General features: G+C 58.8%; 24 protein-coding genes. 12 read left to right on the top strand and 12 right to left on the bottom strand.

Annotated features, from left to right (window positions below; genetic code table 11):
- The 3 genes from KHU33_RS20010 to KHU33_RS20000 form a co-directional block, all read left to right on the top strand.
- On the top strand, positions 1–1,193 hold a 1,193-nt coding region (locus tag KHU33_RS20010), incomplete at its 5' end, for a tetratricopeptide repeat protein (RefSeq protein ID WP_211466144.1).
- Positions 1,190–2,839 carry a tetratricopeptide repeat protein gene (locus KHU33_RS20005; RefSeq protein WP_211466142.1) on the top strand — a complete coding sequence of 550 codons (1,650 nt, stop codon included), beginning with the start codon at positions 1,190–1,192 and terminating at the stop codon, positions 2,837–2,839. The genes KHU33_RS20010 and KHU33_RS20005, both read left to right, overlap by 4 nt.
- A 92-nt stretch (positions 2,840–2,931) precedes the next feature.
- A complete protein-coding gene (locus tag KHU33_RS20000) occupies positions 2,932–3,198 on the top strand; it encodes an OmpA family protein (RefSeq protein WP_329956092.1) in 267 nt (88 codons plus the stop codon).
- A gap of 47 nt (positions 3,199–3,245) precedes the next feature.
- Here the strand turns inward: KHU33_RS20000 and mgrA are convergent, their stop codons facing one another.
- Positions 3,246–4,280 (bottom strand): L-glyceraldehyde 3-phosphate reductase, encoded by a 1,035-nt coding sequence (mgrA, locus tag KHU33_RS19995; RefSeq protein WP_211466140.1) that lies wholly within the window; start codon positions 4,278–4,280, stop codon positions 3,246–3,248.
- Positions 4,281–4,523: 243 nt separating this feature from the next.
- Between mgrA and KHU33_RS19990 the strand changes: the two genes are divergently transcribed.
- Genes KHU33_RS19990 through recJ form a run of 4 tightly spaced genes read left to right on the top strand, consistent with a single transcriptional unit; the run spans position 4,524 to position 11,480 of the window.
- Positions 4,524–6,686, top strand: a complete 2,163-nt coding sequence (locus tag KHU33_RS19990) for a TonB-dependent siderophore receptor (protein ID WP_211466138.1) — start codon at positions 4,524–4,526, stop codon at positions 6,684–6,686.
- Positions 6,687–6,697: 11 nt separating this feature from the next.
- Positions 6,698–8,644 (top strand): PstS family phosphate ABC transporter substrate-binding protein, encoded by a 1,947-nt coding sequence (locus KHU33_RS19985; protein ID WP_211466136.1) that lies wholly within the window; start codon positions 6,698–6,700, stop codon positions 8,642–8,644.
- Positions 8,645–8,703: 59 nt separating this feature from the next.
- The gene (locus tag KHU33_RS19980) at positions 8,704–9,789 is read left to right on the top strand and encodes a hypothetical protein (protein WP_211466134.1); all 1,086 of its coding nucleotides are present in this window, start codon (positions 8,704–8,706) and stop codon (positions 9,787–9,789) included.
- Complete coding sequence (gene recJ, locus KHU33_RS19975) at positions 9,786–11,480, top strand: single-stranded-DNA-specific exonuclease RecJ (protein WP_211466132.1); 1,695 nt, start codon at positions 9,786–9,788, stop codon at positions 11,478–11,480. Before KHU33_RS19980 ends, recJ begins: the two co-directional genes overlap by 4 nt.
- A 12-nt stretch (positions 11,481–11,492) precedes the next feature.
- Here the strand turns inward: recJ and KHU33_RS19970 are convergent, their stop codons facing one another.
- Entirely contained in the window at positions 11,493–12,497 is a 1,005-nt protein-coding gene (locus KHU33_RS19970) for a GlxA family transcriptional regulator (protein WP_211466130.1), read from the bottom strand.
- Positions 12,485–13,087 (bottom strand): DJ-1/PfpI family protein, encoded by a 603-nt coding sequence (locus KHU33_RS19965; protein ID WP_211466128.1) that lies wholly within the window; start codon positions 13,085–13,087, stop codon positions 12,485–12,487. Before KHU33_RS19965 ends, KHU33_RS19970 begins: the two co-directional genes overlap by 13 nt.
- A 163-nt stretch (positions 13,088–13,250) precedes the next feature.
- Between KHU33_RS19965 and KHU33_RS19960 the strand changes: the two genes are divergently transcribed.
- The 5 genes from KHU33_RS19960 to KHU33_RS19940 all read left to right on the top strand — a co-directional run bounded on the left by KHU33_RS19960 (position 13,251) and on the right by KHU33_RS19940 (position 17,760).
- Positions 13,251–13,628, top strand: coding sequence for a type II toxin-antitoxin system RelE/ParE family toxin (locus KHU33_RS19960; RefSeq protein ID WP_211466126.1), 378 nt, complete (start codon positions 13,251–13,253; stop codon positions 13,626–13,628).
- Positions 13,625–13,906 (top strand): helix-turn-helix domain-containing protein, encoded by a 282-nt coding sequence (locus tag KHU33_RS19955; RefSeq protein ID WP_211466124.1) that lies wholly within the window; start codon positions 13,625–13,627, stop codon positions 13,904–13,906. Before KHU33_RS19960 ends, KHU33_RS19955 begins: the two co-directional genes overlap by 4 nt.
- Positions 13,907–14,079: 173 nt before the next feature.
- A protein-coding gene (gene prfB / locus KHU33_RS19950) for a peptide chain release factor 2 (protein ID WP_211466122.1) occupies positions 14,080–15,184 on the top strand; the annotation gives its coding sequence in 2 pieces (ribosomal slippage) (positions 14,080–14,160 and positions 14,162–15,184; 1,104 coding nt in all).
- A 121-nt stretch (positions 15,185–15,305) separates the two neighbouring features.
- Positions 15,306–16,832 (top strand): lysine--tRNA ligase, encoded by a 1,527-nt coding sequence (gene lysS, locus KHU33_RS19945; RefSeq protein WP_211466120.1) that lies wholly within the window; start codon positions 15,306–15,308, stop codon positions 16,830–16,832.
- A 241-nt stretch (positions 16,833–17,073) separates the two neighbouring features.
- Entirely contained in the window at positions 17,074–17,760 is a 687-nt protein-coding gene (locus tag KHU33_RS19940) for an outer membrane lipoprotein (RefSeq protein WP_211466118.1), read from the top strand.
- 76 nt (positions 17,761–17,836) lie between these two features.
- On the opposite strand, the gene iscX is transcribed toward KHU33_RS19940, so the two are convergent.
- From iscX to iscR, 9 genes are all read right to left on the bottom strand, one after another.
- Positions 17,837–18,031 (bottom strand): Fe-S cluster assembly protein IscX, encoded by a 195-nt coding sequence (iscX, locus tag KHU33_RS19935; RefSeq protein WP_211466116.1) that lies wholly within the window; start codon positions 18,029–18,031, stop codon positions 17,837–17,839.
- Between the two features lie 33 nt (positions 18,032–18,064).
- Complete coding sequence (fdx, locus tag KHU33_RS19930) at positions 18,065–18,403, bottom strand: ISC system 2Fe-2S type ferredoxin (protein ID WP_211466114.1); 339 nt, start codon at positions 18,401–18,403, stop codon at positions 18,065–18,067.
- Positions 18,404–18,477: 74 nt separating this feature from the next.
- Complete coding sequence (gene hscA / locus KHU33_RS19925) at positions 18,478–20,343, bottom strand: Fe-S protein assembly chaperone HscA (RefSeq protein WP_211466112.1); 1,866 nt, start codon at positions 20,341–20,343, stop codon at positions 18,478–18,480.
- A 27-nt stretch (positions 20,344–20,370) separates the two neighbouring features.
- A complete protein-coding gene (locus KHU33_RS19920; RefSeq protein ID WP_211466110.1) occupies positions 20,371–20,985 on the bottom strand; it encodes a LysE family translocator in 615 nt (204 codons plus the stop codon).
- A 27-nt stretch (positions 20,986–21,012) separates the two neighbouring features.
- Positions 21,013–21,528, bottom strand: a complete 516-nt coding sequence (gene hscB, locus KHU33_RS19915; RefSeq protein ID WP_211466108.1) for a Fe-S protein assembly co-chaperone HscB — start codon at positions 21,526–21,528, stop codon at positions 21,013–21,015.
- A gap of 96 nt (positions 21,529–21,624) precedes the next feature.
- Positions 21,625–21,948, bottom strand: a complete 324-nt coding sequence (iscA, locus tag KHU33_RS19910) for an iron-sulfur cluster assembly protein IscA (protein WP_014007106.1) — start codon at positions 21,946–21,948, stop codon at positions 21,625–21,627.
- Between the two features lie 32 nt (positions 21,949–21,980).
- The gene (gene iscU, locus KHU33_RS19905; RefSeq protein WP_038486996.1) at positions 21,981–22,379 is read right to left on the bottom strand and encodes a Fe-S cluster assembly scaffold IscU; all 399 of its coding nucleotides are present in this window, start codon (positions 22,377–22,379) and stop codon (positions 21,981–21,983) included.
- 60 nt (positions 22,380–22,439) lie between these two features.
- Positions 22,440–23,693, bottom strand: coding sequence for an IscS subfamily cysteine desulfurase (locus tag KHU33_RS19900; RefSeq protein WP_211466106.1), 1,254 nt, complete (start codon positions 23,691–23,693; stop codon positions 22,440–22,442).
- Positions 23,694–23,710: 17 nt separating this feature from the next.
- Positions 23,711–24,205, bottom strand: coding sequence for a Fe-S cluster assembly transcriptional regulator IscR (gene iscR, locus KHU33_RS19895; protein ID WP_211466104.1), 495 nt, complete (start codon positions 24,203–24,205; stop codon positions 23,711–23,713).
- Positions 24,206–24,291: the final 86 nt, after the last annotated feature.

The raw sequence follows: 24,291 nt of genomic DNA, 5'->3' as shown, positions 1-24,291 counted from the left end.
GTATTCCGGCGGCCTTTGATCTGATGGGCAGCTTCCATCAAAACGGCGCGGGTGTCACTGGCGATATGAGCCGCGCCTATGGCTTGTGGGAATTGGCGGCGGACAAGGGCAGCCCCAGTGCGCAGACCTTTTTAGGGGTAGCGCTTAAAGCTGCTTACGATAACCCGCAAGAAGGGTTCTGGGGGAATCGTAAGATCGGGTTGAAAATGCTGGAATGCGCTTTTGCACAAGGTTATGGCAAGGCGGCCTTACGACTTGGTGTGACCTTGGATAATACTGAGAAGGATTACGTCCGCGCACTTAAAGTTTTTCATGAAGGCGTCAAAATGGGATGCGAGGAATGTGCAAATTATCTTTCCTCCAGTTTTCGCCACCATAATGACCCACTCACCAATAATTTCATCGACACCGCCCGCTCTGAACGTTACGGCGCTTTAGGCGACGCGCTCTACCACAACCCCGATCTGCGTTTCCCCAACCTCGATAAAATCCTGCCGCTGCCCCCCGCAACACTCCCCCAATGGGACAGCAAGATCGAATCCCTGATCAACGCCGCCAAGCCGGTCATGCCTGCGCCACCACCGCCGGCAGCCACGCCAGGGGCTAATCTTTCCGGCCGCGCCCACATTCCGCAAGGCTGGGTGCTGCCGAAAGAGGCCATGCCGCCGGCTGCCGAAACAAGCGATGGCAGACGAGTCACGTCGCAATATGAAAGCACCACCGCTCGCTTCAGTGGCTACTGGCTGCCGCAACTGCTCAGTCCGCGTACCCAGGAGCATCGCCTCTGGGATCGAGGCCAGGTTCCGCAACAGTATGCGCGCGGCGAACCGTTTGCCGACCTGCGCGCCGGCCTGACCCAGAACGACGGCCGCATCATGTGGCATTACGTGGGCCTCCCGCAACAAGTGCCGCCACGGGCATTGCCGGCCCAACTGCTTGGCGGCCTGTGGCGCGTAGCGCAGGCTAATCCGGCCGCGATGACCTTGTGCAACGGCGCCGAGCCGTGTCCGCACAGCGGCGTCTGGCAACCGACGCTGGCGGCGGAACACCCGCTCAAATCGCTGGTGAACTGGCGCTGGCGGCAGGCCGCTGTAGTGCAGGGACAGCGTTTCCCGGAACCGGATAAAGATTGGCTGGTGGATGTCGCCAGCGATATGGTGACGTGGCAGTTGGTCGAGGCTGACAGCGCATGAATCGTCTTCCCGCACTTGAGGATAAGGGCAGCCCATGCCTCGGTTTCTGCCGCTCGATGCTTTGTTTTTTGCTTGTCACGGTCACGCTGAATGCCTGTTCCATGAAACCGACCTTGCCGCGCAATATGGCCTTAAAAGCCTTCGATCCACACCGCAAAGATTTTATTTGTCAGCACGAGGTCAACAACGTGCCGCCGATTGACGCCCAAGCGGAAGCCTGGTTTCAGGAAGGTTTGCGCCTGACCAGCCGTGATTTGCCGCCGAAGCAGCGCAACTACCCGAAAGCAGTAGAACTGTGGCAGCAAGCCGCGAACAAGAAACACTGGAAAGCGATGATGAATCTGGCGGGGGTGCTCATTAATGGCGATGGCTTTGCGCCTTACGAAGTCGCGGCTGATCCGGAACGGGCGGTACAAATTGTGGAGCAAGGAATGCAGCTGGGCATTCCGGCCGCTTTTGATCTGATGGGCAGCTTCCACCAAAACAGCGCGGGTGTCACCGGCGATGTCAGCCGTGCTTATGGCTTTTGGGAGTTGGCGGCGGACAAGGGCAGTCCGAGTGCGCAGACGTTTTTAGGGAGGGCACTCAGTGCTACTTACGACAACCCACACGAAGGATTCTGGGGGAACCGTAAAATAGGACTAAAAATGCTGGAATGTGCTTTTGCGCAGGGCTATGGTAAAGCGGCCTTAGAACTTGGTACAACCATTATTGGAACACGAGCTGAACTAAATGAAGACAATGGCCGTGCCCTCAAAGTCCTGCATGAAGGCGTCAAAATGGGGTGCGAAGAATGTGCAAATTTTCTTTCCTCCAGTTTTAGCCACCATGATGACCCTCTTACCAATAATTTCATCGACACTGCCCGCTCCGAACGTTACGGCGCTTTAGGCGACGCGCTTTACCACAACCCCGATCTGCGTTTCCCCAACCTCGATAAAATCCTACCCCTGCCTCCCGCAACACTCCCCCAATGGGACAGCAAGATCGAATCCCTGATCAACGCCGCCAAGCCGGTCATGCCTGCGCCACCACCGTCGGCAGCCACGCCAGGGGCTAATCTTTCCGGCCGCGCCCACATTCCGCAAGGCTGGGTGCTGCCGAAAGAGGCCATGCCGCCGGCTGCCGAAACAAGCGATGGCAGACGAGTCACGTCGCAATATGAAAGCACCACCGCTCGCTTCAGTGGCTACTGGCTGCCGCAACTGCTCAGTCCGCGTACCCAAGAGCATCGCCTCTGGGATAGAGACCAGGTTCCGCAACAGTATGCGCGTGGCGAACCGTTTGCCGACCTGCGCGCCGGCCTGACCCAGAATGACGGCCGCATCATGTGGCATTACATGGGCCTCCCGCAACAAGTGCCGCCACGGGCATTGCCGGCCCAACTGCTTGGCGGCCTGTGGCGCGTGGCGCAGGCTAATCCGGCCGCGATGACCTTGTGCAACGGCGCCGAGCCGTGTCCGCACAGCGGCGTCTGGCAACCGACGCTGGCGGCGGAACACCCGCTCAAATCGCTGGTGAACTGGCGCTGGCGGCAGGCCGCTGTAGTACAGGGGCAGCGCTTCCCGGAACCGGATAAAGAGTGGCTGATAGCGGTAGATAGCCATCTGGTGACCTGGCAACTGATAGAGGCTGCCAGCGCATGAATCGTCTTTCCGCATTTGACAATGCGTAAGGGCATCGAAGAAGAGATTGCCGCTATCGGCAAAATGATGCCGCCGCCCGCCTCTCCGAGCAAGTGATTGGCCGCTCAGAAAATCAGCCAATCAAGACACGCGAGCTTTCCAATAATCGGATGCTCTCGCAAGAGCGTGCAGCGAAGGTTGCCACTGTGCTGCAAGCTGCTGGCGTCGCGCTGGACAGCATAGAGATCTTCGATCACGGCAACAGCCTGCCATGGACAAGCAATGCGACGGCGGCTGAACGGGCAAAGAATCGCCGGCTTGAGATTGTTGTCGCGCAGGGCTATGCCGCTGCTGCGGCAACGACTTCATTGTCGGACTAGTCGACTGCCCGAGATCGGCTGGTCCGTCGGAATCAGGTCTTCAATCCTTAACCGTTTGAAGAGCGCTCCCACAGATTGATGCCGCCCTCTTTAGCCTCGACATCGATCGCCGCCAGCTCTGCCGCCGAGAAATCCAGGCGCTGCAAGGCAGCCACATTTTCCCGGATCTGGGCTGGACTGCTGGCGCCGATCAAGGTGGTGGTCACACGCGGATCGCGCAATACCCAGGCCAGCGCCATCTGCGCCAGGCTCTGGCCGCGGGTCTTGGCGATCTCGTTGAGGGCGCGCACCCGTGCCAGGTTTTCCGGGCTCAGATGCGCTTGTTGCAGCGAACCGCCGCCCTCGCGATTGATGCGCGAATCTTGCGGCACGCCGTTCAGGTATTTATCGCTCAGCAGTCCTTGCGCCAGGGCGGTAAAAGCAATGCAACCGATGCCTTCCTGTTCCAGGGTATCCAGCAAATCTTGCTCGATCCAGCGATTCAACATGTTGTAGGACGGCTGATGAATCAGGCAAGGCACTTTCCAATCGCGCAGCAGCTTGGCGGCTTCGGCGGTCTTGGCCGGCGAGTATGACGAGACGCCGACATACAAGGCTTTGCCCTGCTGCACCGCCGTCGCTAGCGCGCTCATGGTTTCTTCCAGCGGCGTTTCCGGATCGAAGCGGTGCGAATAAAAGATATCCACGTAATCCAGGCCCAGCCGCTGCAAGCTCTGGTCCAGGCTTGCCAGCACGTATTTGCGCGAACCGCCGCCCTGCCCATACGGCCCCGGCCACATGTCCCAGCCGGCCTTGGATGAGATGATCAGTTCGTCCCGGTATGGCCGCAGATCTTCGTTCAGGATGCGGCCGAAATTGGTTTCGGCACTGCCGTAGGGCGGCCCGTAGTTGTTCGCCAGGTCGAAATGGGTAATGCCCAGATCGAACGCGGTATGCACCATTTCGCGTTGACGCGCCAGCGGGGTGGCGTCGCCGAAATTGTGCCAGAGCCCCATCGACAACAATGGCAGCTTGAGGCCGCTGCGGCCGCAGAAACGGTATTGCATGTCGTCGTAACGTTTGCTTGATGCGTGATAACTCATGGTGGTTTGTTCCTTTAAACGATGCTCTCTTCGAAAATATTGTGTCGCCGGCGGGACTTGCATCCGTCGATTCTACAGAGCTATTTTGCGTGCCGCTGAGAGCTGGCTTACCTCCGCTTTTATTTCATGTTTCCAAAAAAATATAATTCATCAATTACGAATGATTATCATTTGTATATAATGTCGCCCATTATAAAAAACAAATAACCAGTAAATAATCAATAAGCGGGTGAGGATAAAGTTTTGAAAAAGCATCTAGTGGGAATCTGTTCGGTCATGTTGACGCATGGCGCAATCGCGGCCGCAACCGATATGCAAGCGCAAACAAATGCAGCAGCGGCCAGCGAAAATGTGCTGCCTACGGTCTCCGTCAAGGCCGGCCGGAATGACGCCACGCCGGCGGAAAACGGTTACCAGGCAAAGCGCGCTGCAGTCGCCAGCCGCAGCGACGCCGCCTTGATCGACGTGCCGCAGGCGGTCAGCGTAGTGACTTCGCAATTCCTGCAAGACCGCCAGCCAGGCAGCCTGGCCGAATCGCTGGACACCGTGTCCGGCGTCCGCATGGGCAATACGCTGGGCGGCACCCTGGATGCGATCATCAAGCGCGGCTTCGGCGACAACCGCGACAATTCCATGCTGCGCGACGGCATGCTGTCGGTGCAGCCGCGCAATTTCACGCCGACCACGGAGCGCATCGAAGTCCTGAAAGGGCCGTCCTCCATGCTCTACGGCAGCATGGATCCGGGCGGCGTCATCAACGTCATCAGCAAGAAACCGCTGCTGGAAAGCCAGCGTTCGGTATCACTCTCCACTACCAGCTACGGCGGTGTCAGCGAACAGATCGACCTGACCGGGCCGCTCGGCGATTCCGGGCTGGCTTACCGCCTGATCGCCGATCACCAGCGCACCAATTACTGGCGCAACTTCGGCGAAACCACGCAATCCGTAGTCGCGCCGTCGCTGGCCTGGTACGGCCGCGACACCACCTTGTCGTTCGCCTACGAACACATGAACTATTCGGTGCCGATCGACCGCGGCACCATCATCGATCCGCGCAGCGGCAATCCGGTGGCGGTGCCCAAGGAGCGCCGCTTCGACGAAGCCTACAATGTCTCGGCCGGCCGTTCCGACGCCGTCAACCTGCGCTTCGACCACAAGCTCAACGCCGACTGGACACTGCACGGCGGCTACGGTTTCAGCCGCAGTTACTACAACGACTGGCAGGCGCGCGTGCTGTCTGTCAACTATGCCGCCGGCGTCGCCACCCGGCGCGTCGACGCCACCCAGAATGGCGTGCAATCGGCGCATACGCTGACCCTGAATCTGGAAGGCAAATTCCGCTGGGGCGAGATCGAGCACGATATCGTCGGCGGCGTCGACTACATGCGCAACTACCGGGTGCTGGCAGATCTTTACCGCGGTCCGAGCAATACGCAGTTCAACATCTACAATCCGGTCTACGGTCAGCTGACGCCCGCCGGCAGCAAGATCAGCCCAGCAGACAGCGACCAGACCGACAAGCTGATCTCGCGTGGGGTGTTTGTGCAGGATTCAATTCATCTGGATCAGCGCTGGATCTTGCTGGCCGGTGCGCGCTACGAATACTTCAACGAATTGACCGGCAAGGGCCGCCCTTTCATCGTCGGCAGCAAGGTCGCCGCAGGGCGCGCCACGCCACGCGCCGGCCTGGTCTACAAGCTGGCGCCCGATTGGTCGATGTATGCCAGCTACAGCGAATCGTTCAAGCCCAATACCTCGATTGCCACCCCTATCGGCGTATTGCCGCCGGAACTGGCCAAGGGTTATGAAATCGGCTCGAAACTGGAGACCGAAAACCTGACAGCGACACTGGCGCTATTCGACATTCAAAAGCGCAACATCCAGACCACCGAAACCATAGGCGGCATCAACTACACCCGCAATGCCGGCAAGGCCCGGTCGCGCGGCATCGAGCTGGACGCCAGCGGCCGTCTCAGCCAGAACCTGAGCCTGGTCGGCAGCTACGCCTACACCGAGGCGCGCTATGCGGACGATCCCAAGCTGGCCGGAAATCCTTTGCCCAACACGCCCAAACATGCGGCATCGCTATACCTGACGCGTGATTTCGGCATGGCGCGCCTCGGCCCGGTCGAAGGCCGCGTCAGAGCCGGCGCCGGCGCCCGTGTCTTCAGCAGCTTGCCGGTGGGCGACGGCACGGGCAAGGTCTACCACCTGCCCTACGGCCGCGTGATGGATGCCTTCGTATCCTGGAACACCCTGGTCGGCGGCCAGTCGGTGGACTGGCAATTCAACATCAAGAATATTTTCGATTCGACTTACTACACCGCCAGCTGCTGCAGCGGCACGCCGTTCGTCAACATCGGCGCCGGCCGCGAGTTGACGCTCAACGCCAAGCTGAATTTTTGAAGATGGCTGGCATGCGTCCATATTCAACAGCCGTGCTTGGCTGCGCCTTATCCATTCTGGCCGGTGCGGCGCAAGCAACGCCGGTGCCGGCGCTGGCACAGGATGAGGCCCTGCCCGAGTATCAGGCACACAGCGTGAACCTGCCGGCCCGGGCCAGTTATCTCGACGAACACGGCGCGATCCGCATCGGCGGTGCGGAACACGCGCAATTCATCATCGATCGGTTCAACGCCTTGTTTACCAGCAGCCACCCTGGTTTGCGTTTTGCCGATCACGCCAAAGGCACCACCGCCACCATGCCGTTGCTGACCTATGGCCGCATGCTGTTCGGCCCGATGGGACGCACTGCCAATGCGGCCGAGCTGCAAGCCTATGAAAAAGCAGTCGGCGCAGCGCCGGTGGAAATTCGCATCGCCCGCACCTCCGACGATGCACAGCAGGAGATGTCGTATTCGATCGGCATCTACGTCAATCGCGCCAATCCGATCGAGCGCCTGAGTGCACGCCAGGTGGCGCGCATATTCAGCAACGGCAATCCGGAAGGCGATCTTTCGCGTTGGGGCCAGCTGGGCGCAGGCGGCGTCTGGAAAGAGCGCGCGATTCATCCTTTCGGCACGCCTGAATTTACCGGCATGGGCACCTACATGCAGTCCGAGCAGTTGCAAGGGCGCGCCTTCACGCCGGCGTACGAGCAATGGGGCAGTACAGAAACCATCCTGAAACGGCTGGAACAGGATCCGGCCGGCATTGCGTTTGCCGCCATCGGCCACGAAAACGCCACGCTCAGGCAGCTCGCCATCGTTGCCGCCGATGGCCGCACCGAGACCCGCGGCAGCCGCCCGGATGTGGCTTCCGGCCTCTATCCTTACGGCCGCTATGTGTATTTCTATCTGCGCCGCGAACCTGGGCAAGCGCTGGATCCGGTCGCCAAGGAATACCTGCGCCTGGTGCTGTCGCGCCAGGGCCAGGAAATCATCGCCAGCCAGGCCGGCGGCTATATTCCGCTATCGGCGGCGGAAGTCCGCGCTGAATTGCGCAAGCTGGACGAACTTGCCGAGGATGCCAACGCTAACGCGGTCGGCCGCCATCAATCCGGCTTAAGCCTGGCTGGCGCGGACGACATGGCTGATCTGCTCAGGCAGCTTAACGCCATGCATTCCCGCACTTACCCGGCAGCGCATATCGAGATGGCGCTCAAGGGTTCGTCGACCGGCCTGCCGGCGCTGACCGCCGGCGCCGCTTCCGTGGCAGTCGTCACGCATGAGGCAAGTCCTGCCGAAATCGCCGCGTTCCGGCAAGTCTGGGGTTATCCGCCATTCCTGATCCGCATCGGCTACACCGGCTTCGGGCAACGCTCGCCAGCAGTCTATGTCAACCGGCGCAATCCCTTGCCCAGTCTGAACATGCAGCAGCTGACACAGATATTCACTGCCGGCGCAGCGGCCGGCAATCTCAATTTCTGGTCGCAACTAGGACTCAAAGATGGCTGGCAACAACGACGCATTCATTTGTATGGCTTGCGCGACGACGGCGGCAGCGCCACCGTGCTACGCAGCGCTCACCTGGGCAAACTTCCTTTCGCTGCGCACTACGAAGCACTCGGCAGCCCGCAAGCAATATTAACGGCCGTCGCCGATGATCCTTACGGGATTGCCTTGCTGGGTCCGGCCGATGTTGCGCCGCTGCCGGCAGCGCTGCGCATCTTGCCGTTGGCGCCAGCCGAAGGGAGTGCTGCCGTCACGCCGTCGCGTGAAAACGTCGCGGCGGGCAGTTATCCGCTGTCGGTGTACGTGCAGTTGTATATCAACCGTGCGCCCGGCCAGGCGCTGGATGAAGCGCTCAGAAATTACCTGAAGACGGCATTGTCCGCCGCCGGACAAAGAGCCATCGCGGCGGACCGCCGCCATCTGCCGTTGTCAGCCGATGATTTGACAGCGGAGCGGAAAAAACTGGATTAAGCCAAGCGCCGGGCAGCGCGAATTCCCCTTCCATCCCGGGGATGCCCTACAATCGCGCCATGAGTCATTTAACTACCCTATTGCCATTCGGCCTGCCGCCGCAGGAACTGGCGCGCGATTTGTTGCGCGAATTGAAACTGCCGGCCCTCGCCACCCTGCTGGCGCGCAGCAAAACCGGCCATCAACGCCAGCAGTTTGACGATTTTGCCAGAGCCTTGCCGCATGAAATGTGGCTGGCTTCGCAATTCTCCCTGCCCGCGTTCGACGCCGTCGCGCCCGGCCAAGGCCAGAGCGTGCAGAACAGCCCTGCCCTCGCCTGTGCCGCCATGCGCGCACTGGGCTTGAGGGTTGAAGAAGGCGTCTGGTTCATATTACATCCGGCCCACATTCATATCGCCCGCGACCATCTGGTGCTAACCGATATCCGCCAGATCGGCTTGAGCGAAGCCGACTCGCGTGAATTGTTCGACGCCGCGCTGCCGCTGTTCGCCGAAGTCGGCCGCACGCTGGTCTATGGCAACGCCAACACCTGGTTCCTGCGCGCCGACGACTGGCAAGGCTTGCTGTCCTCCACGCCGGACGCCACCTGCGGCCACAACATCGATATCTGGATGCCGCAGGGCGACGGCGCCCAAGCCTGGCGTAAATTGCAAAACGAAGTGCAGATGCTGTGGTTTGCCCATCCACTCAACCAACGGCGCGAAATGCAGGGACGGCAAACCGTCAACTCCCTCTGGTTATGGGGCGGCGCTGGCGCGCAACCGTCAACGCCCGGCCAACGCCAGGTATTCAATTTGCCGGACGGCTTCGCCGGTCTCGGCCAATACGCCAAGACCGCGCATACCGATGCAAGCATTGCCGAAGTGATCGCCGCCAAGCCGGAGCACGGCCTGCTGACGCTGGACCATTTGATCCAGCCGGCCCTGACCGGCGAGTGGTCGAGCTGGCTGCAGCAATTGCAAAATCTGGAAAGCAGCTGCTTTGCGCCGTTGCTGCAAGCCATGCAACAGCGCCAGCTCGACAGTCTGTCCTTGATCATTACCGACAACGCGCACACGCTAGAACTGACCACCACCCGGCTCTCGCTCAAAAAATTCTGGCTCAAGCCAGTCCTCACCGGTTTACTGCCAGCGCACTCATCATGACTCGAATCACTACCCGCCCCTACCCCTTCCGCGACGCTGAACGGCTGCGTCAAAGCGGCATTCATCCGGTCCTGGCGCGCGTCTATACCGCGCGCGGCCTGCTCGATGCGAAAGAACTGGAAAGCGAACTGAACGCACTGATCCCGCCAGCCGGCCTGCTGCACATCGACGCCGCCGCCAGCTTCCTGGCCGACGCCATCGCCGCCAACAAAAAAATGGTGATCGTCGCCGATTACGATTGCGACGGCGCCACCGCCTGCGCCGTCGGCCTGCGCGGCCTGCGTTTGCTGGGCGCGAATATCGATTTCATCGTGCCGAACCGGTTTGAATACGGCTACGGCCTGACGCCGGAAATCGTCGAACTGACCGCGCGCGAAAAGTCGCCCGACATCATCGTCACCGTCGACAACGGCATCGCCAGCATCGACGGCGTCGCCGAAGCTAACCGGCGCGGCATCGAAGTGGTGGTCACCGATCACCACTTACCCGCCGACACCTTGCCGGCGGCAAAAGTGATCGTCAATCCAAACCAGCCCGAATGCGGCTTCCCCAGCAAAAACCTGGCCGGTGTCGGCGTCATGTTCTATGTCTTGCTGGCGCTGCGCGCAGAGCTGCGCCGGCGCGGCGTGTTCGACGCCCAGAGCCAGCCGAAACTGGACGTGCTGCTGGATCTGGTAGCGCTCGGCACCGTGGCCGACGTCGTCAAGCTGGACGCCAACAACCGCATCCTGGTAGCGCAAGGCTTGAAGCGCATGCGCGCCGGCCGCATGCATGCCGGCATCGCCGCGCTATTCCGCGCCGCCGGCCGCGAAGCCCGCCGCGCCACGCCGTTCGACCTCGGCTTTGCGCTAGGCCCGCGGCTGAACGCCGCCGGCCGTCTGGCCGACATGGCGCTCGGCATCGAATGCCTGACCACCGACGACGAAGGCCGCGCCTGGGCCATCGCCCAGCAGCTCGACACCATCAACCGCGAACGGCGCGATATCGAAGCCGATATGCAAGACACCGCGCTAGCCCTGCTCGACGATTTCAAGCCGCAAGACAGCACCACCATCAGCGTCTTCGACGCCTCATGGCATCAAGGCGTGATCGGCATCGTCGCCTCGCGCCTGAAAGATAAATTTTATCGGCCGACCATCACTTTCGCGCCCGGCGGCGAAGGTTTGATCAAGGGTTCCGGCCGCTCGATCCCTGGCTTCCATTTGCGCGACGCGCTGGATCTGGTCTCCAAACACGCGCCGAGCCTGATCCAGAAATTCGGCGGCCACGCGATGGCCGCCGGCCTGACCATCCGCGCCGACGCCTTCGACGCTTTCGCCGCCGCCTTCGAAAAAGTCGGCCGCGACTGGCTCGGACAAAGCCAGCTGGAACGCGTAATCGAAACCGACGGCCCGCTGGAAGATGCTTACTACACCACCAGCTTCATCGAACTGATGGACGCCCAGGTCTGGGGCCAGGGTTTCGCCGCACCGGTTTTCTGCGACGAGTTCAGAGTCGTCAGCCAGCGCATCCTGAAAGAAAAACATTTGAAGTTATCGCTGGAAAAAAACGGCAGCCGCTACGATGCCATCTGGTTCGGCCATACCGATGAATTGGGCGCCAAGGCCAAGGTTGCTTTCCGGCTGGATGCCAATGAATACAACGGTGTCACCAAGGTGCAATTGATGGTGGAGCATGCGGAGGCGATGTGAACGCCCTGAAAATCAGCCGGCCAGCCGCTGCTGGCTAGGCGACGACACCTCAAATTTGCTCCACACGCGCCGCAGCTGACGGGTCGAATTAAACCCCGCCTGCTGCGCCACCTGCTCCATATCCAGCTTCGATTGCGTCAGCAACTCGCGCGCCAGCGCAATCCGGATCCGCTGGATATAGTCGACCAGATTGCTGCCGGTATGTTCGCGAAACAAGCGCGTCAGATGTCGCTCGCTGGTGCAGGCTATGGCGGCCAGTTGCTGCAGATTCCAGTCATTAGCGGGATTGCCGATCACCGCGTCCTGCACCCGATGCACCGCAGGATGCAGATGATTGCGGCAAGCCAGCCATGGCGACAGCTGCGGATCGCTGCCGGCGCGCCGCATGTACACCACCAGCGAACGGGCAATCGACGCGCTGCGGGCGTGACCGCAAATTTGCGCCGCCACGTGCAGCGCCAGATCGATCCCGGTGGTGACGCCGGCGCTGGTGTAGACATTGCGGTCTTCGACAAAAATCCGGTTTTCCAGCACATGCGCAAGCGGCGCAATGCACCGCAGATCGTCGCAGTGGCTGTGATGGGTGGTGCATTGGCGGCCGTCGAGCAAGCCGGCGTAGCCTGCCAGCAAGGCGCCGGTGCAAATGCACAGCAATCTGTGCGAATCGTTCCAGTGCGTGCGCAACCAGCTCACTGCGTGCTGGTCGGCGGCGCTGCTGAAATCGTCGTCGCTGCCGCTGCAACCGATGAGCACCAGGATGGCATTGGCCGGCAAGCTGGGTGGCAACGCACCAAATCCAGTCAAGCCGAGCCCGATGGAAGTACCAATGCTGCTGGCAGCGCTGATATAGCGCACATCGAAAAAATCCGCCCTGCCCTCGTGTTCGGCAATCCGGTTGGCATAGCGCAGCACCTCGGCCGGACCGATCAGGTCAAGCGCCATGGCGGCGTCGCGCAGCAGGAAATAGACCGGGATGGTGATTTCCTCAGCTCCCGCGTTGTCGGCTATTGCAGCCATCGATACTCCATCTGTTTGGCAGTGGCGGCGGCCAATGCGGCTCCGGCAAGCCGCTCGACCAGATGCAAGCTCATGTCGACGCCAGCCGAAATGCCGCCGGAAGTCACCACTTTACCGCAATCGACCCAAGCCACATCGCGCTTCACTGTCAGCGCTGGAAAACTGCTCTGCAGATCGTCCTGATCCTCCCAATGCGTAGTGACATCCAGGCCGTCCAGCAAACCCGCCTTGGCCAGCAGGAAGGCGCCGGTACATACCGAAGCGGTGATCATCGTGCCAAGCGATTGCGCGGCAATCCACTCAATCACCGCGCCGTCATTGAGGACGCTCGAAACATCACCGCCCGGCACCAGCAGCAAGTCAAGTTCAGACGTCGGCAACAGCACGCAGTCCGGCAGCACTTTCATGCCGCCTCGGGCGCGCACCGGACGCATGCTCGGCGCCACCAGGAAACACTGGAACAGGTTTGCCGCCGCGTGGTTGCCGTTGTTGCGGCCATGCACCCGGGCGGCAGTGGAAAACACTTCATAAGGGCCTGAAAAATCCAGAATTTCAACGTCATCAAAAACCAGTATTCCCACACTCAGCATGCTTAGACCTCATTCAATCCACGGGCAGTTCGGAACCGGATTGCCATCGTTGAATCCATGTTAAGCCTATGGCCAATATCGCGAAATGCTCCCTGTAGACATAATGCGGACAAAACGGGACATCCCAGCCTGCTATCGGCTACCGCCTTTAGTCAAATACTCCATGCCCACTCGCACCAATTGCAATTTATATCCGAACCAGTATAATCAGACTATGAAGCCGGTGCGATTCCTTGGCGATTCGCTGAAATGCTTGCGCGAATTTCCCGAGGATGCAAAGCAAGATGCGGGCTATCAACTTGATAAAGTGCAAAAGGGCAAGCAACCGGACAACTTCAAACCAATGCCGTCAATCGGCATGGGCGTTGAAGAAATCAGGATAAGGGAGGATTCGGGCATTTACCGGGTTATATATACCGCCCGGATTGCCGATGCTGTGTATGTACTTCACGCCTTCCAGAAGAAGACGCAAGCCACCGCCAGGCGCGACATTGAGATTGCCAAGGAACGCCTTGCGCAATTGATGAGAGGTAGAAAATGAGCAAGATCGAAAGCTACGCCAGCATATGGGACGCGCTTGCCAACACCCCGGAACAAGCCGCAAATCTGTGCGCCAGGGCTGAGCTGATGCAACAGATTGCCGACATCGTGAAACAAAGCGCATGGACGCAAACCGAAGCCGCCAGCCATTGCGGCGTGACCCAGCCACGCGTCAACGATCTTTTGCGAGGCCGGGTATCGCGTTTTTCCCTGGATGCACTGGTGAACATTGCGGCAGCGCTTGGTCGTCGGGTACACGTTGAGCTCGAAATCGCCTGATATCGCAGCCACCTCCTGCAGGGCGGATGATCTACTGCATGCCCTGTTGCAATAGTTCACATTTGTACATATTCGCTGAAAAATCCCTGCCAAAGAGGGGTGAAACGCAAACTACGGGCCATCCGCCATGGCGCTGGCGTATAATTTAAGGTTTGATTGCAAAAGAGCCGAAAATGGAAGCCGAACGCTTAAATTCCCTACAAAACCTGCTTGCGGACCTGACCAGCCGCGAAGCCGAACTACGGAGGTATCTTTGACTTCGATACGAAGTTAGAGAAACTCGACCAGGTCAACGGCGAACTGGAAGATCCGGAAGTCTGGAATGACCAGAAGCGCGCCCAGGACCTGGGCAAGGAAAAGAAATCGCTGGAAGCCATCGTCCTCACGCTGACCAAGATCGAAGCCGATCTGCGCGACACCACGGACCTGTTCCAGATGGCGCGCGAAGAGCAGGACGAAGAAACCATTGAGGCCGTCGAGACTGACACCGAAGGCCTGCGCAAGCTGATCGAAGGCATGGAATTCCGCCGCATGTTCAGCAATCCGATGGATCCCAACAACTGCTTTATCGATATCCAGGCCGGCGCCGGCGGTACCGAAGCGCAGGACTGGGCCTCGATGCTGCTGCGCCAGTATCTGCGCTATTGCGAACGCAAGGGTTTCAAGGTCGACATCCTGGAGCAGTCGGACGGCGAAGTGGCCGGCATCAAGACCGCCACGCTCAAGGTCGAGGGCGAATACGCCTACGGTTTCCTGCGCACTGAAACCGGCGTCCATCGTCTGGTGCGCAAGTCGCCCTTCGATTCAGCCAACGGCCGCCATACCTCGTTTTCCAGCCTGTTTGTGTATCCGGAAGTGGACGACTCGATCGATATCGACGTCAATCCGGCCGATGTCCGCGTCGATACTTACCGCGCGTCCGGCGCCGGCGGTCAGCACATCAACAAGACCGACTCCGCGGTGCGTCTGACGCATATGCCGTCCGGCATCGTGGTCCAATGCCAGAACGACCGCAGCCAGCACCGCAACCGCGCCGAAGCGTGGGACATGCTGAAAGCCAAGCTGTATGAACTGGAATTGCGCAAGCGCATGAGCGAGCAGCAGAAACTGGAAGACTCCAAGACCGATGTCGGCTGGGGCCACCAGATTCGCTCCTATGTGCTGGATCAATCGCGCATCAAGGATTTGCGCACCAACTTCGAGAGCGGCAATACCAAAGCCATCCTCGACGGCGACCTTGACGATTTCATCGCAGCCTCGCTGAAACAAGGCGTGTAAGTTACAAACTCAGTTGCAAATCAAGTTGCAAACCATGCCACGGGCGATGTCCGTGGCAACGCCCTCCAGCTTCCCGGCTGCACCACAGACGTTTCATCGCATCATTTAAAAAGACACTGACATGACGACAGACAATCAGCAACAACCTGTCCCGCAAGACGAAAACAAAATCATCGCGGAACGCCGCAGCAAGCTTGGCGCATTGCGCACTCAAGGCGTGGCTTTCCCTAACGATTTCCGGCCGACGCATAAAGCTGCCAGCATCCAGGCCGAATATGCCGCGCAAGAAAACGAAACACTGGATACCGCTGCGGTCAAGGTCGTGGTCGCTGGCCGCATGATGCTGAAACGGGTGATGGGCAAGGCTTCCTTCGCGACACTGCAGGACGCTTCCGGCAGCAAGGCCGACGGCCGCATCCAACTGTTCATCACCAAGGAAAACATCGGCGAAGCTGAATACGATCACTTCAAGCACTACGATCTGGGCGACATTCTCGGCGCCGAAGGCACGCTGTTCAAGACCAAGACCGGCGAGCTGTCGATCAAAGTCACCACCTTGCGCCTGCTGACCAAATCGCTGCGGCCGCTGCCGGATAAATTCCACGGCCTGGCCGATCAGGAAACCAAATACCGCCAGCGTTACGTCGACCTGATCATCAACGAAGACACGCGCCGTACTTTCAAAGTGCGTACCGCTGCGATGTCGTCGATCCGCCGCTTCATGGAAAAAAACGACTTCATGGAAGTCGAAACGCCGATGTTGCACGCCATCCCCGGCGGCGCTGCGGCCAAGCCTTTCATCACCCACCACAATGCGCTGGATATGCAAATGTTCTTGCGCATCGCGCCTGAGCTGTATCTGAAACGCCTGGTGGTTGGCGGTTTCGAACGTGTGTTTGAAGTCAATCGCAATTTCCGTAACGAAGGCGTTTCGCCGCGCCACAATCCGGAATTCACGATGATGGAATTCTATGCGGCTTACGTCGATTACCAATGGCTGATGAATTTCACTGAACAGGTGATCCGTCAGGCTGCGATTGACGCTCATGGCACCGCAACCTTGACCTATCAGGGACGCGAGCTGGATCTGAGCAAGCCGTTCCAACGCTTGACGATTGTCGGCGCCATCAACAAATATGCGCCGCAATACCAGGACGCACAGCTGCAAGATGCCGAGTTCATCAAGGCCGAATTGAAAAAATTCGGCGTCAAGCCGCACGCTCACGCCGGTCTCGGCGCGTTGCAACTGGCCTTGTTTGAAGAGACTGCAGAAGCGCAGTTATGGGATCCGACTTATATCGTCGACTATCCGGTTGAAGTATCGCCGCTGGCGCGCGCCTCCGATACCGTGCCCGGCATCACTGAGCGCTTCGAACTGTTCGTGACCGGCCGCGAAATCGCCAACGGCTTCTCCGAGTTGAACGATTCGGAAGACCAGGCCGCCCGCTTCCAGGCCCAGGTTGCCGCCAAGGACGCCGGCGACGAAGAAGCCATGTATTTCGACGCCGACTACATCCGCGCGCTTGAATACGGCATGCCGCCGACCGGCGGTTGCGGCATCGGCATCGATCGCCTGATGATGCTCATCACCGATTCGCCCAACATCCGCGACGTGCTCCTGTTCCCGCACCTGCGCCGCGAAGACTGATGCAATCCCTGCGCACTACTTGACTTCCCTTAGATCAGGCAGTGCGCACTGCAGCAATTATCGAAAATAATTTGACTCTGACCCCAATTATTCAATTATTCTTTCTCTTGGTAAATATTTACGCTGTGCCTGAACTCGTTACATTAAGATACAGCTGACACATTATCAGCATGGTTTTGCGCGGATTAAGCTTCGATAATGGCATCAGCGCAATAACAAAATTTTTCTGGAGGTAATAATAATGGACAGTCCGAAACCAAATAGTCGCATCCATCCACTGGTCGCTGGAGCAGCGGTGGCCGTTACCCTGGCCAGCCTGGTAGCCGTAGCCGCCATGACAGGTTTGTTTCCTAGTTCGAATTCGACGCCGGCGCCAGTCGCCGCCACGTCGACGGCGCCTGGAGACTATAACAATCAGCAACCTGGCGCCTTGCCACAGGCAGGCGCTGCGCCGGCCAGCCAGAACGGCTACTACGGACAGCAGCCGGCCCAGGCTCAGCGGCCACAGTCCGCTCCGCGCCAAGAATATGCGCAAGCACCACGTCAAGAATATGCACAAGCGCCACGCCAGCCAGCGCCTCAACAACCTGCCATCTGCCACAGCTGCGGCCGGGTTGAATCGATACAGGCAATCCAGCATGCCGCCCCGCCTAGCGGCTTAGGGATCGCGGCAGGTGCGGTACTGGGAGGTGTCCTGGGCCATCAGGTCGGCCATGGCAACGGCAATACCCTGGCGACCGTCGCCGGTGCGGTGGGCGGCGGCTTTGCCGGTAATGAAGTTGAAAAACGCACCCGCACCAATACCACCTATCAAGTGGTGGTGCGGATGGAAGACGGTAAAGTACGCACTTTCCCGCAATCGAGTGAAGGATGGCGTGTCGGCGATCCGGTCCGCGTAGTCAACGATCACCTGGAAGGCCGCGGCTAAAACAACTTCCGCAAATAAAAAACCGCTGTCGCTACGATTGTAGTGACAGCGGTTTTTTTATTGTATCGACGCTTTTTTATCTGGCTTCTTCTATCCAGGCGGCTTGTATGGCTTCCAGTATCTTTTCGCCCGAGCGATTAGGGTCATCCTCAAAGCCATCCAGTTCAAGCACCCATTTGCGCAGATCGGTAAAGCGGATCTTTTCCGGATCGGTGTCCGGGAATTTGTCATACAAGGCTTCGGCGACGCGCAATGTATCGGTCCATTTCATGGTGCTGGTCCTCTTATCTGATGAGTTTTTCGCTTAGTGATTTTCGCTGGCGTGGTTGATGGTGTATTTCGGAATCTCGACCACCAGGTCTTCCTCGCCGAGGACAGCTTGGCACGACAGGCGCGAGGTCGCTTCCAGTCCCCAAGCCATATCCAGCAAGTCTTCTTCTTTATCTTCCAGTTCATTCAGGGATGCATAACCCTCACGCACCACCACATGGCAAGTGGTGCAGGCGCAGGATTTTTCGCAAGCGTGTTCAATCTCGATATCGTGCGTGAGCAAGGCATCGCAAACGGATTGGCCGCTCGGGGCATCGATCACGACGCCTTCCGGGCAGAAAGTAGGATGGGGCAGTACGACGATTTGGGGCACTTGGTTTACCTCGGGAATAGGTTGAGTCTTTATGAAGCTCTATGTCTGAAGCTCTACGGTGAAATTCTTTGTTCTTATGACACTTGATCCAGTGTCTTGCCGGTCAATGCATCATGCACGCTGCGATCCATGCGACGGGCGGCGAACTCTTCGGTGCCGTGCGCCAGCGCGTCGACTGCGGCCTTGATGGCCAGATGATCGGTTCCCTGCGCCTGCGCGCGGACGGCGTCGATCAAGCCGGTTATGTCGATCTGCTCCTGCTCGGACAACAAGGCAGCGTCAGCTTGCAAGGCCGACTCGGTGGCCAGCACGATGCGCTCGGCTTCCACCTGCTCTTCTTTCAAGGCGCGCATCTGCATGTCGACATCGGCCGAGGCAAACGATTCCTGCAGCATCCTGGCGATGTCGTCATCCGCCAAGCCATATGACGGCTTGACGCTGATCGACGCTTCCACGCCGGAACGCAGCTCGCGCGCCGAGACCGACAGCAAACCGTCGGCGTCGACCTGGTAAGTCACACGGATTCTCGCCGCGCCGGCCGCCATCGGCGGAATCCCGCGCAGTTCGAACTTCGCCAGCGAACGGCAATCGCTGACCAGCTCACGCTCGCCTTGCAAAACCTGGATCGCCATCGCGGTCTGGCCATCCTTGAAGGTGGTGAACTCTTGCGCACGCGCGCAGGGAATGGTCGAATTGCGTGGAATCACCTTTTCCACCAGGCCGCCCATGGTTTCTATGCCTAGCGATAATGGGATCACATCCAGCAACAGCCAGTCGTCGCCAGGAGCGCGGTTACCGGCCAGCAGATTGGCCTGGATCGCGGCGCCCAGCGCCACCACTTTGTCTGGATCGATATTCGCCAGCGGCGTGGTTTCGAAGTACGCGCCGACCGCCTTGCGAATGCTTGGCATGCGGGTCGCGCCGCCGACCAGCACCACGCCATCCACATCGTCCACACTCAATTCGGCATCGCGCAGCGCCTTGCGTGTCGGCGTCAAGGTCTTGGCTACCAGATGCTGGGTAATCTCGTCAAAAATCTCCGACGTCAACAGCAAATGCACTTGTTCACCAGAACCCAAGGCAGCATCGATGGTGACCTCGGTTTTGCTGGAGAGCAGTTCCTTGGCTTCGCGCGCCTTGACCATCAGCACCCGCGCATCTTCATCGGACAACGGCGCCAGTCCTGCTTCCTGGCTGATCCAGCAAATTATCCGGTGATCGAAATCGTCGCCGCCGAGCGCCGAATCGCCGCCGGTCGCCAGCACCTCGAACACGCCCTTGGTCAGCTTCAAGACCGAAATGTCGAAGGTGCCGCCGCCCAGGTCATAGACCACGTACACGCCTTCCGAGGCGTTGTCCAGGCCGTAAGCGATAGCTGCCGCAGTCGGTTCATTGAGCAGGCGCAGCACATTGATGCCGGCCAGCTTGGCGGCGTCCTTGGTGGCCTGGCGTTGCGCGTCGTCGAAATAAGCCGGCACCGTAATTACCGCGCCGACCAGATCGTCGCCCAGCGCATCTTCCGCTTGCTGGCGCAAAGTCGCGAGGATTTCAGCGGAGATTTCGACCGGACTCTTGATCCCGGCCGCCGTCTTCAACTGCACCATGCCCGGCACATCGAGGAAATCGTAAGGCAGGTTTTCGGCGTAGGCGATGTCCTTCAGGCCACGGCCCATGAAACGCTTGACCGACAGGATGGTGTTCTTCGGATCGGTAGTCTGCTCGGCCTGCGCCTTGTAACCGATGTGCGCATTGCCATTCGGCAGATAACGCACGATGGACGGCAACAACGGCCGCCCGGCCTCATCGCTGAGCACCTCGGGAATACTGTTGCGTACCGTGGCGACCAGGGAATTGGTGGTGCCCAGATCGATCCCTACCGCCAGCCGATGCTGATGCGGCGCGGTGGACATGCCTGGTTCTGCGATTTGTAAAAGTGCCATAGGGTGACTTGCTTTTCGTTTAATGCTTTATTGTGGCAAAGCGATGCGAATACCGAGTCCGATAAATGCACAGCCCGCCAAGCGGTTCATGGTAGTGGCTGCCGATTTCTTGCGTTCGAAGAACGCGCCGACCATGCCGGAAAAAAGGGCGACCACGCTGAATATTGCCAGCGCCTGCATGATGAATACTGCTGCCAGCAGCAACATCTGCGCCGGGATATGACCGGCGCTTGCATTCACGAACTGCGGCAGGAATGCGATAAAGAACAAGGTCACTTTCGGATTCAGCATATTGGCGATCACGCTCTGCCAATAGAGGCGCGCCAGCTTCATCGGCTCGGCGCTGCCTTGCAAATGGATCGCTGAGTGAGACCGCAAGGTACGCACGCCGATGTAAATCAGATACGCCGCACCGGCATAACGCAGCAAGGAATACGCCAGCGGCGAAGCCTTTATCAGCGCCGCGAAACCCAGCACCGCCAGCATGGTATGGAAAATCAGGCCGGAACTGAAACCCAGCGCAGCGACCAGGCCAGCCTTGCGGCCCTGCGTTATGCCGCGCGTCAGCACGTAGATATTGTCCGGCCCTGGCGCCAGGGTCAGCGTCATTGCGGCAATCAGGAATAACCAGACTTCAGGCATGCTCGTACTCGGCTAATAATTTCAATCTTACGATTCAAGAACGGCGAACGCATTGCCGATCTCTTCTCCAAATTTTTCCAGGAACATCAGCTGCCGCACATATTGAGCGGCCTGCTGGAAATCCTGCGCATCCAGCAAGCTGCCGATGCGCTGCAGATCGGCCTTGCGCGCTGCGCGCAATTCACCGTCCAGCTGCTCCAGCGCCGGCACGCTCTTCGCGGCGCGCGCATCGTCCAGGGTTTCGCGCCATTCCATCTGCTGCATCAGGAACGCCGCCGGCATCGCCGTATTCGACTCGGCCTGCAGCTCAACGCCGTTCAGATGGCATAGATAGGCGGCGCGCTTGAACGGGCTTTTGAGTGTCTGATAGGCTTCGTTGGCGCGTGTCGTCCATTGCATCGCCACGCGCTTTTCAGCGCTGCTGGCATTGGCGAAACGGTCCGGATGCGTCTGGTTCTGCACCTCATGGTAGGCGCGGTCCAGCGCCGCGGTATCCAGCGTGAAGCGTTGCGGCAGATGAAATAGTTCGAAGTGATTTTGCATGGTTCTTAAAACAAAAGCCTGTTGGAGTGCAACAGGCTTGGTCATCCATCTAATCCAACGTGATGCAAGGTCAATCAGAGAGCTTCAAATCCAGCGTCAGATCCGGAAACTCTCACCGCAGCCGCACTCATCCTTGACGTTCGGGTTGTAAAACTTAAAACCTTCGTTCAAGCCTTCACGCGCGAAATCAAGCTCGGTGCCGTCGATATAAGGCAGGCTCTTGGGATCGACAAACACCTGGATTCCGTGCGACTCGAACACTGCATCTTCGTCGGTCTTCTCGTCCACGTATTCCAGCTTGTAGGCCAGCCCCGAGCAACCGGTGGTACGCACGCCGAAGCGCAGGCCGATGCCCTTGCCGCGCCGCTCGATATAGCGGTTGATATGCTTCGCCGCTTTTTCTGTAAGTGTGATTGCCATATGCCGTCGATCTCTTTTCGCTAGATAAGCTTTTACGCCGCCTGCTTTTGCTCGCCGTGCTTGGCTTTGTAATCCTCAACCGCAGCCTTGATCGCGTCTTCCGCCAGGATCGAGCAGTGAATCTTGACCGGCGGCAGCGCCAGTTCTTCGGCGATCTGGGTATTCTTGATCGACATCGCTTGATCCAGCGTCTTGCCCTTGACCCATTCGGTCACCAGCGACGACGACGCAATCGCCGAACCGCAACCGTAGGTCTTGAACTTGGCGTCCTGGATCACACCGTCAGCGCCGACCTTGATCTGCAACTTCATAACGTCGCCGCATGCAGGCGCGCCAACCATGCCGGTACCCACGGTTTCGTCGCCCTTTTCAAAGGCGCCGACGTTACGTGGATTTTCGTAGTGGTCCAAAACTTTTGCTGAATAAGACATTTTGCTACTCCTTGTTTGAAGCCGCGGCGGCGACAGTCGCCAAACCGCAGTTGAATTCTGTTAGTGCGCCGCCCACTGGATGGTGCTGATGTCGATGCCTTCCTTGTACATATCCCACAGCGGCGACAACTCACGCAGTTTGGCCACTTTGCTCTTGATCAGATTGATCGTGAAATCGATGTCTTCTTCGGTAGTAAAGCGGCCGATGGTGAAGCGGATCGAGCTATGCGCCAGTTCATCGTTGCGACCCAGCGCGCGCAACACATAAGAAGGCTCCAGGCTGGCCGAAGTACAAGCCGAGCCGGACGATACCGCAATATCCTTGATCGCCATGATCAGCGATTCGCCTTCAACATAATTGAAGCTGACGTTGAGGTTATGCGGCACGCGGTGCGCCATGTCACCGTTGATATACACTTCTTCGATGCTTTGCAGGCCGTTCGCCAGGCGATCGCGCAACGCCTTGATGCGGATGTTTTCTTCCGCCATTTCTTCACGTGCGATTTCGAAAGCGGCGCCCATGCCGACGATTTGATGTGTCGGCAAAGTACCGGAACGCAAGCCGCGCTCATGACCGCCGCCATGCATCTGGGCTTCCAGACGGACCCGCGGTTTGCGCCGTACGTACAAAGCGCCAACGCCCTTCGGACCATACGTCTTGTGGGCAGTGAAAGTCATCAGGTCGACCTTCCATTTTTCCAGGTCGATTTCCACCTTGCCGGTGGCTTGCGCCGCGTCGCAATGGAAAATGATGCCCTTTTGGCGGCACAGTTCGCCGATTTCCGGGATCGGCTGGATCACGCCGATTTCATTGTTGACCAGCATCACCGATATCAGGATGGTGTCGGGACGGATCGCCGCTTCCAGCTGTTCCAGCGTGATCAGGCCATTGTCTTGCGGTTGCAGATAAGTCGCGTCGAAGCCCTGCCGCTCCAGTTCGCGCACCACGTCCAGCACGGCTTTGTGCTCGGTCTTGACGGTGATGATGTGCTTGCCCTTGGTCTTGTAGAAATTGGCTGCGCCCTTGATCGCCAGATTGTTGCCCTCGGTAGCGCCGGAAGTCCAGATGATCTCGCGTGAATCGGCGTTGACCAGCCTGGCGACCTGTTCGCGTGCATCTTCCACCGCTTTTTCAGCGGACCAGCCATACATGTGGCTACGCGAAGCCGGATTGCCGAACTGCTCACGCAAATAGGGAATCATCTTGTCGGCAACACGCGGATCGATAGGCGTGGTGGCCGAGTAGTCCATGTAAATCGGGAAGTGAGGCGCCTTCAATGTGTCTATCAGGCTTTTTTCCAAGGGTGCGTTCATACTTTTTCTAGCTCCAATCAAGCAACCAGGTGGGATCGATGCATCACCACCACATTTTGTTCCAGGGTCTTCTTTTGCTGCGCTTGCTGCTGCGCATGTTGTTGGTCTACCAAATCCTTCAATGATACCGAATCCAGGTATTCGACCATCTTGGCGTTCAAGGTCGACCACAGATCATGCGTCATGCAACGGCTGCCGCCCTCGTGATCCGGGCTATGGCAGTTTTCCTTGCCGCCGCACTGGGTCGCATCCAGCGGTTCGTCGACCGCGATAATGATATCCGCCACTGTGACGTCTTCAGCCTTGCGCGCCAGGTTGTAACCGCCGCCTGGCCCGCGGACGGATTCAACGATCTGGTGGCGCCGCAATTTACCGAACAATTGTTCCAGATATGATAAGGAAATCTCTTGCCGCTCGCTGATGGCGGACAAGGTTACCGGACCATTTCCTTGACGCAATGCCAAATCGATCATCGCGGTTACCGCAAACCGGCCTTTAGTCGTCAGACGCATGTAATCTCCGCTCTCAAACCTATCATCCGTGTATCCCTTATGCTGGATTACGAAGTATGACGCCAGTATACCAAACTTGAGTGATT

It is taken from the genome of Collimonas silvisoli, from assembly GCF_018305005.1.
Classification (GTDB): Bacteria; Pseudomonadota; Gammaproteobacteria; order Burkholderiales; family Burkholderiaceae_D; genus Collimonas; species Collimonas silvisoli.
This window is presented reverse-complemented; position numbering and strand designations above follow the sequence as displayed.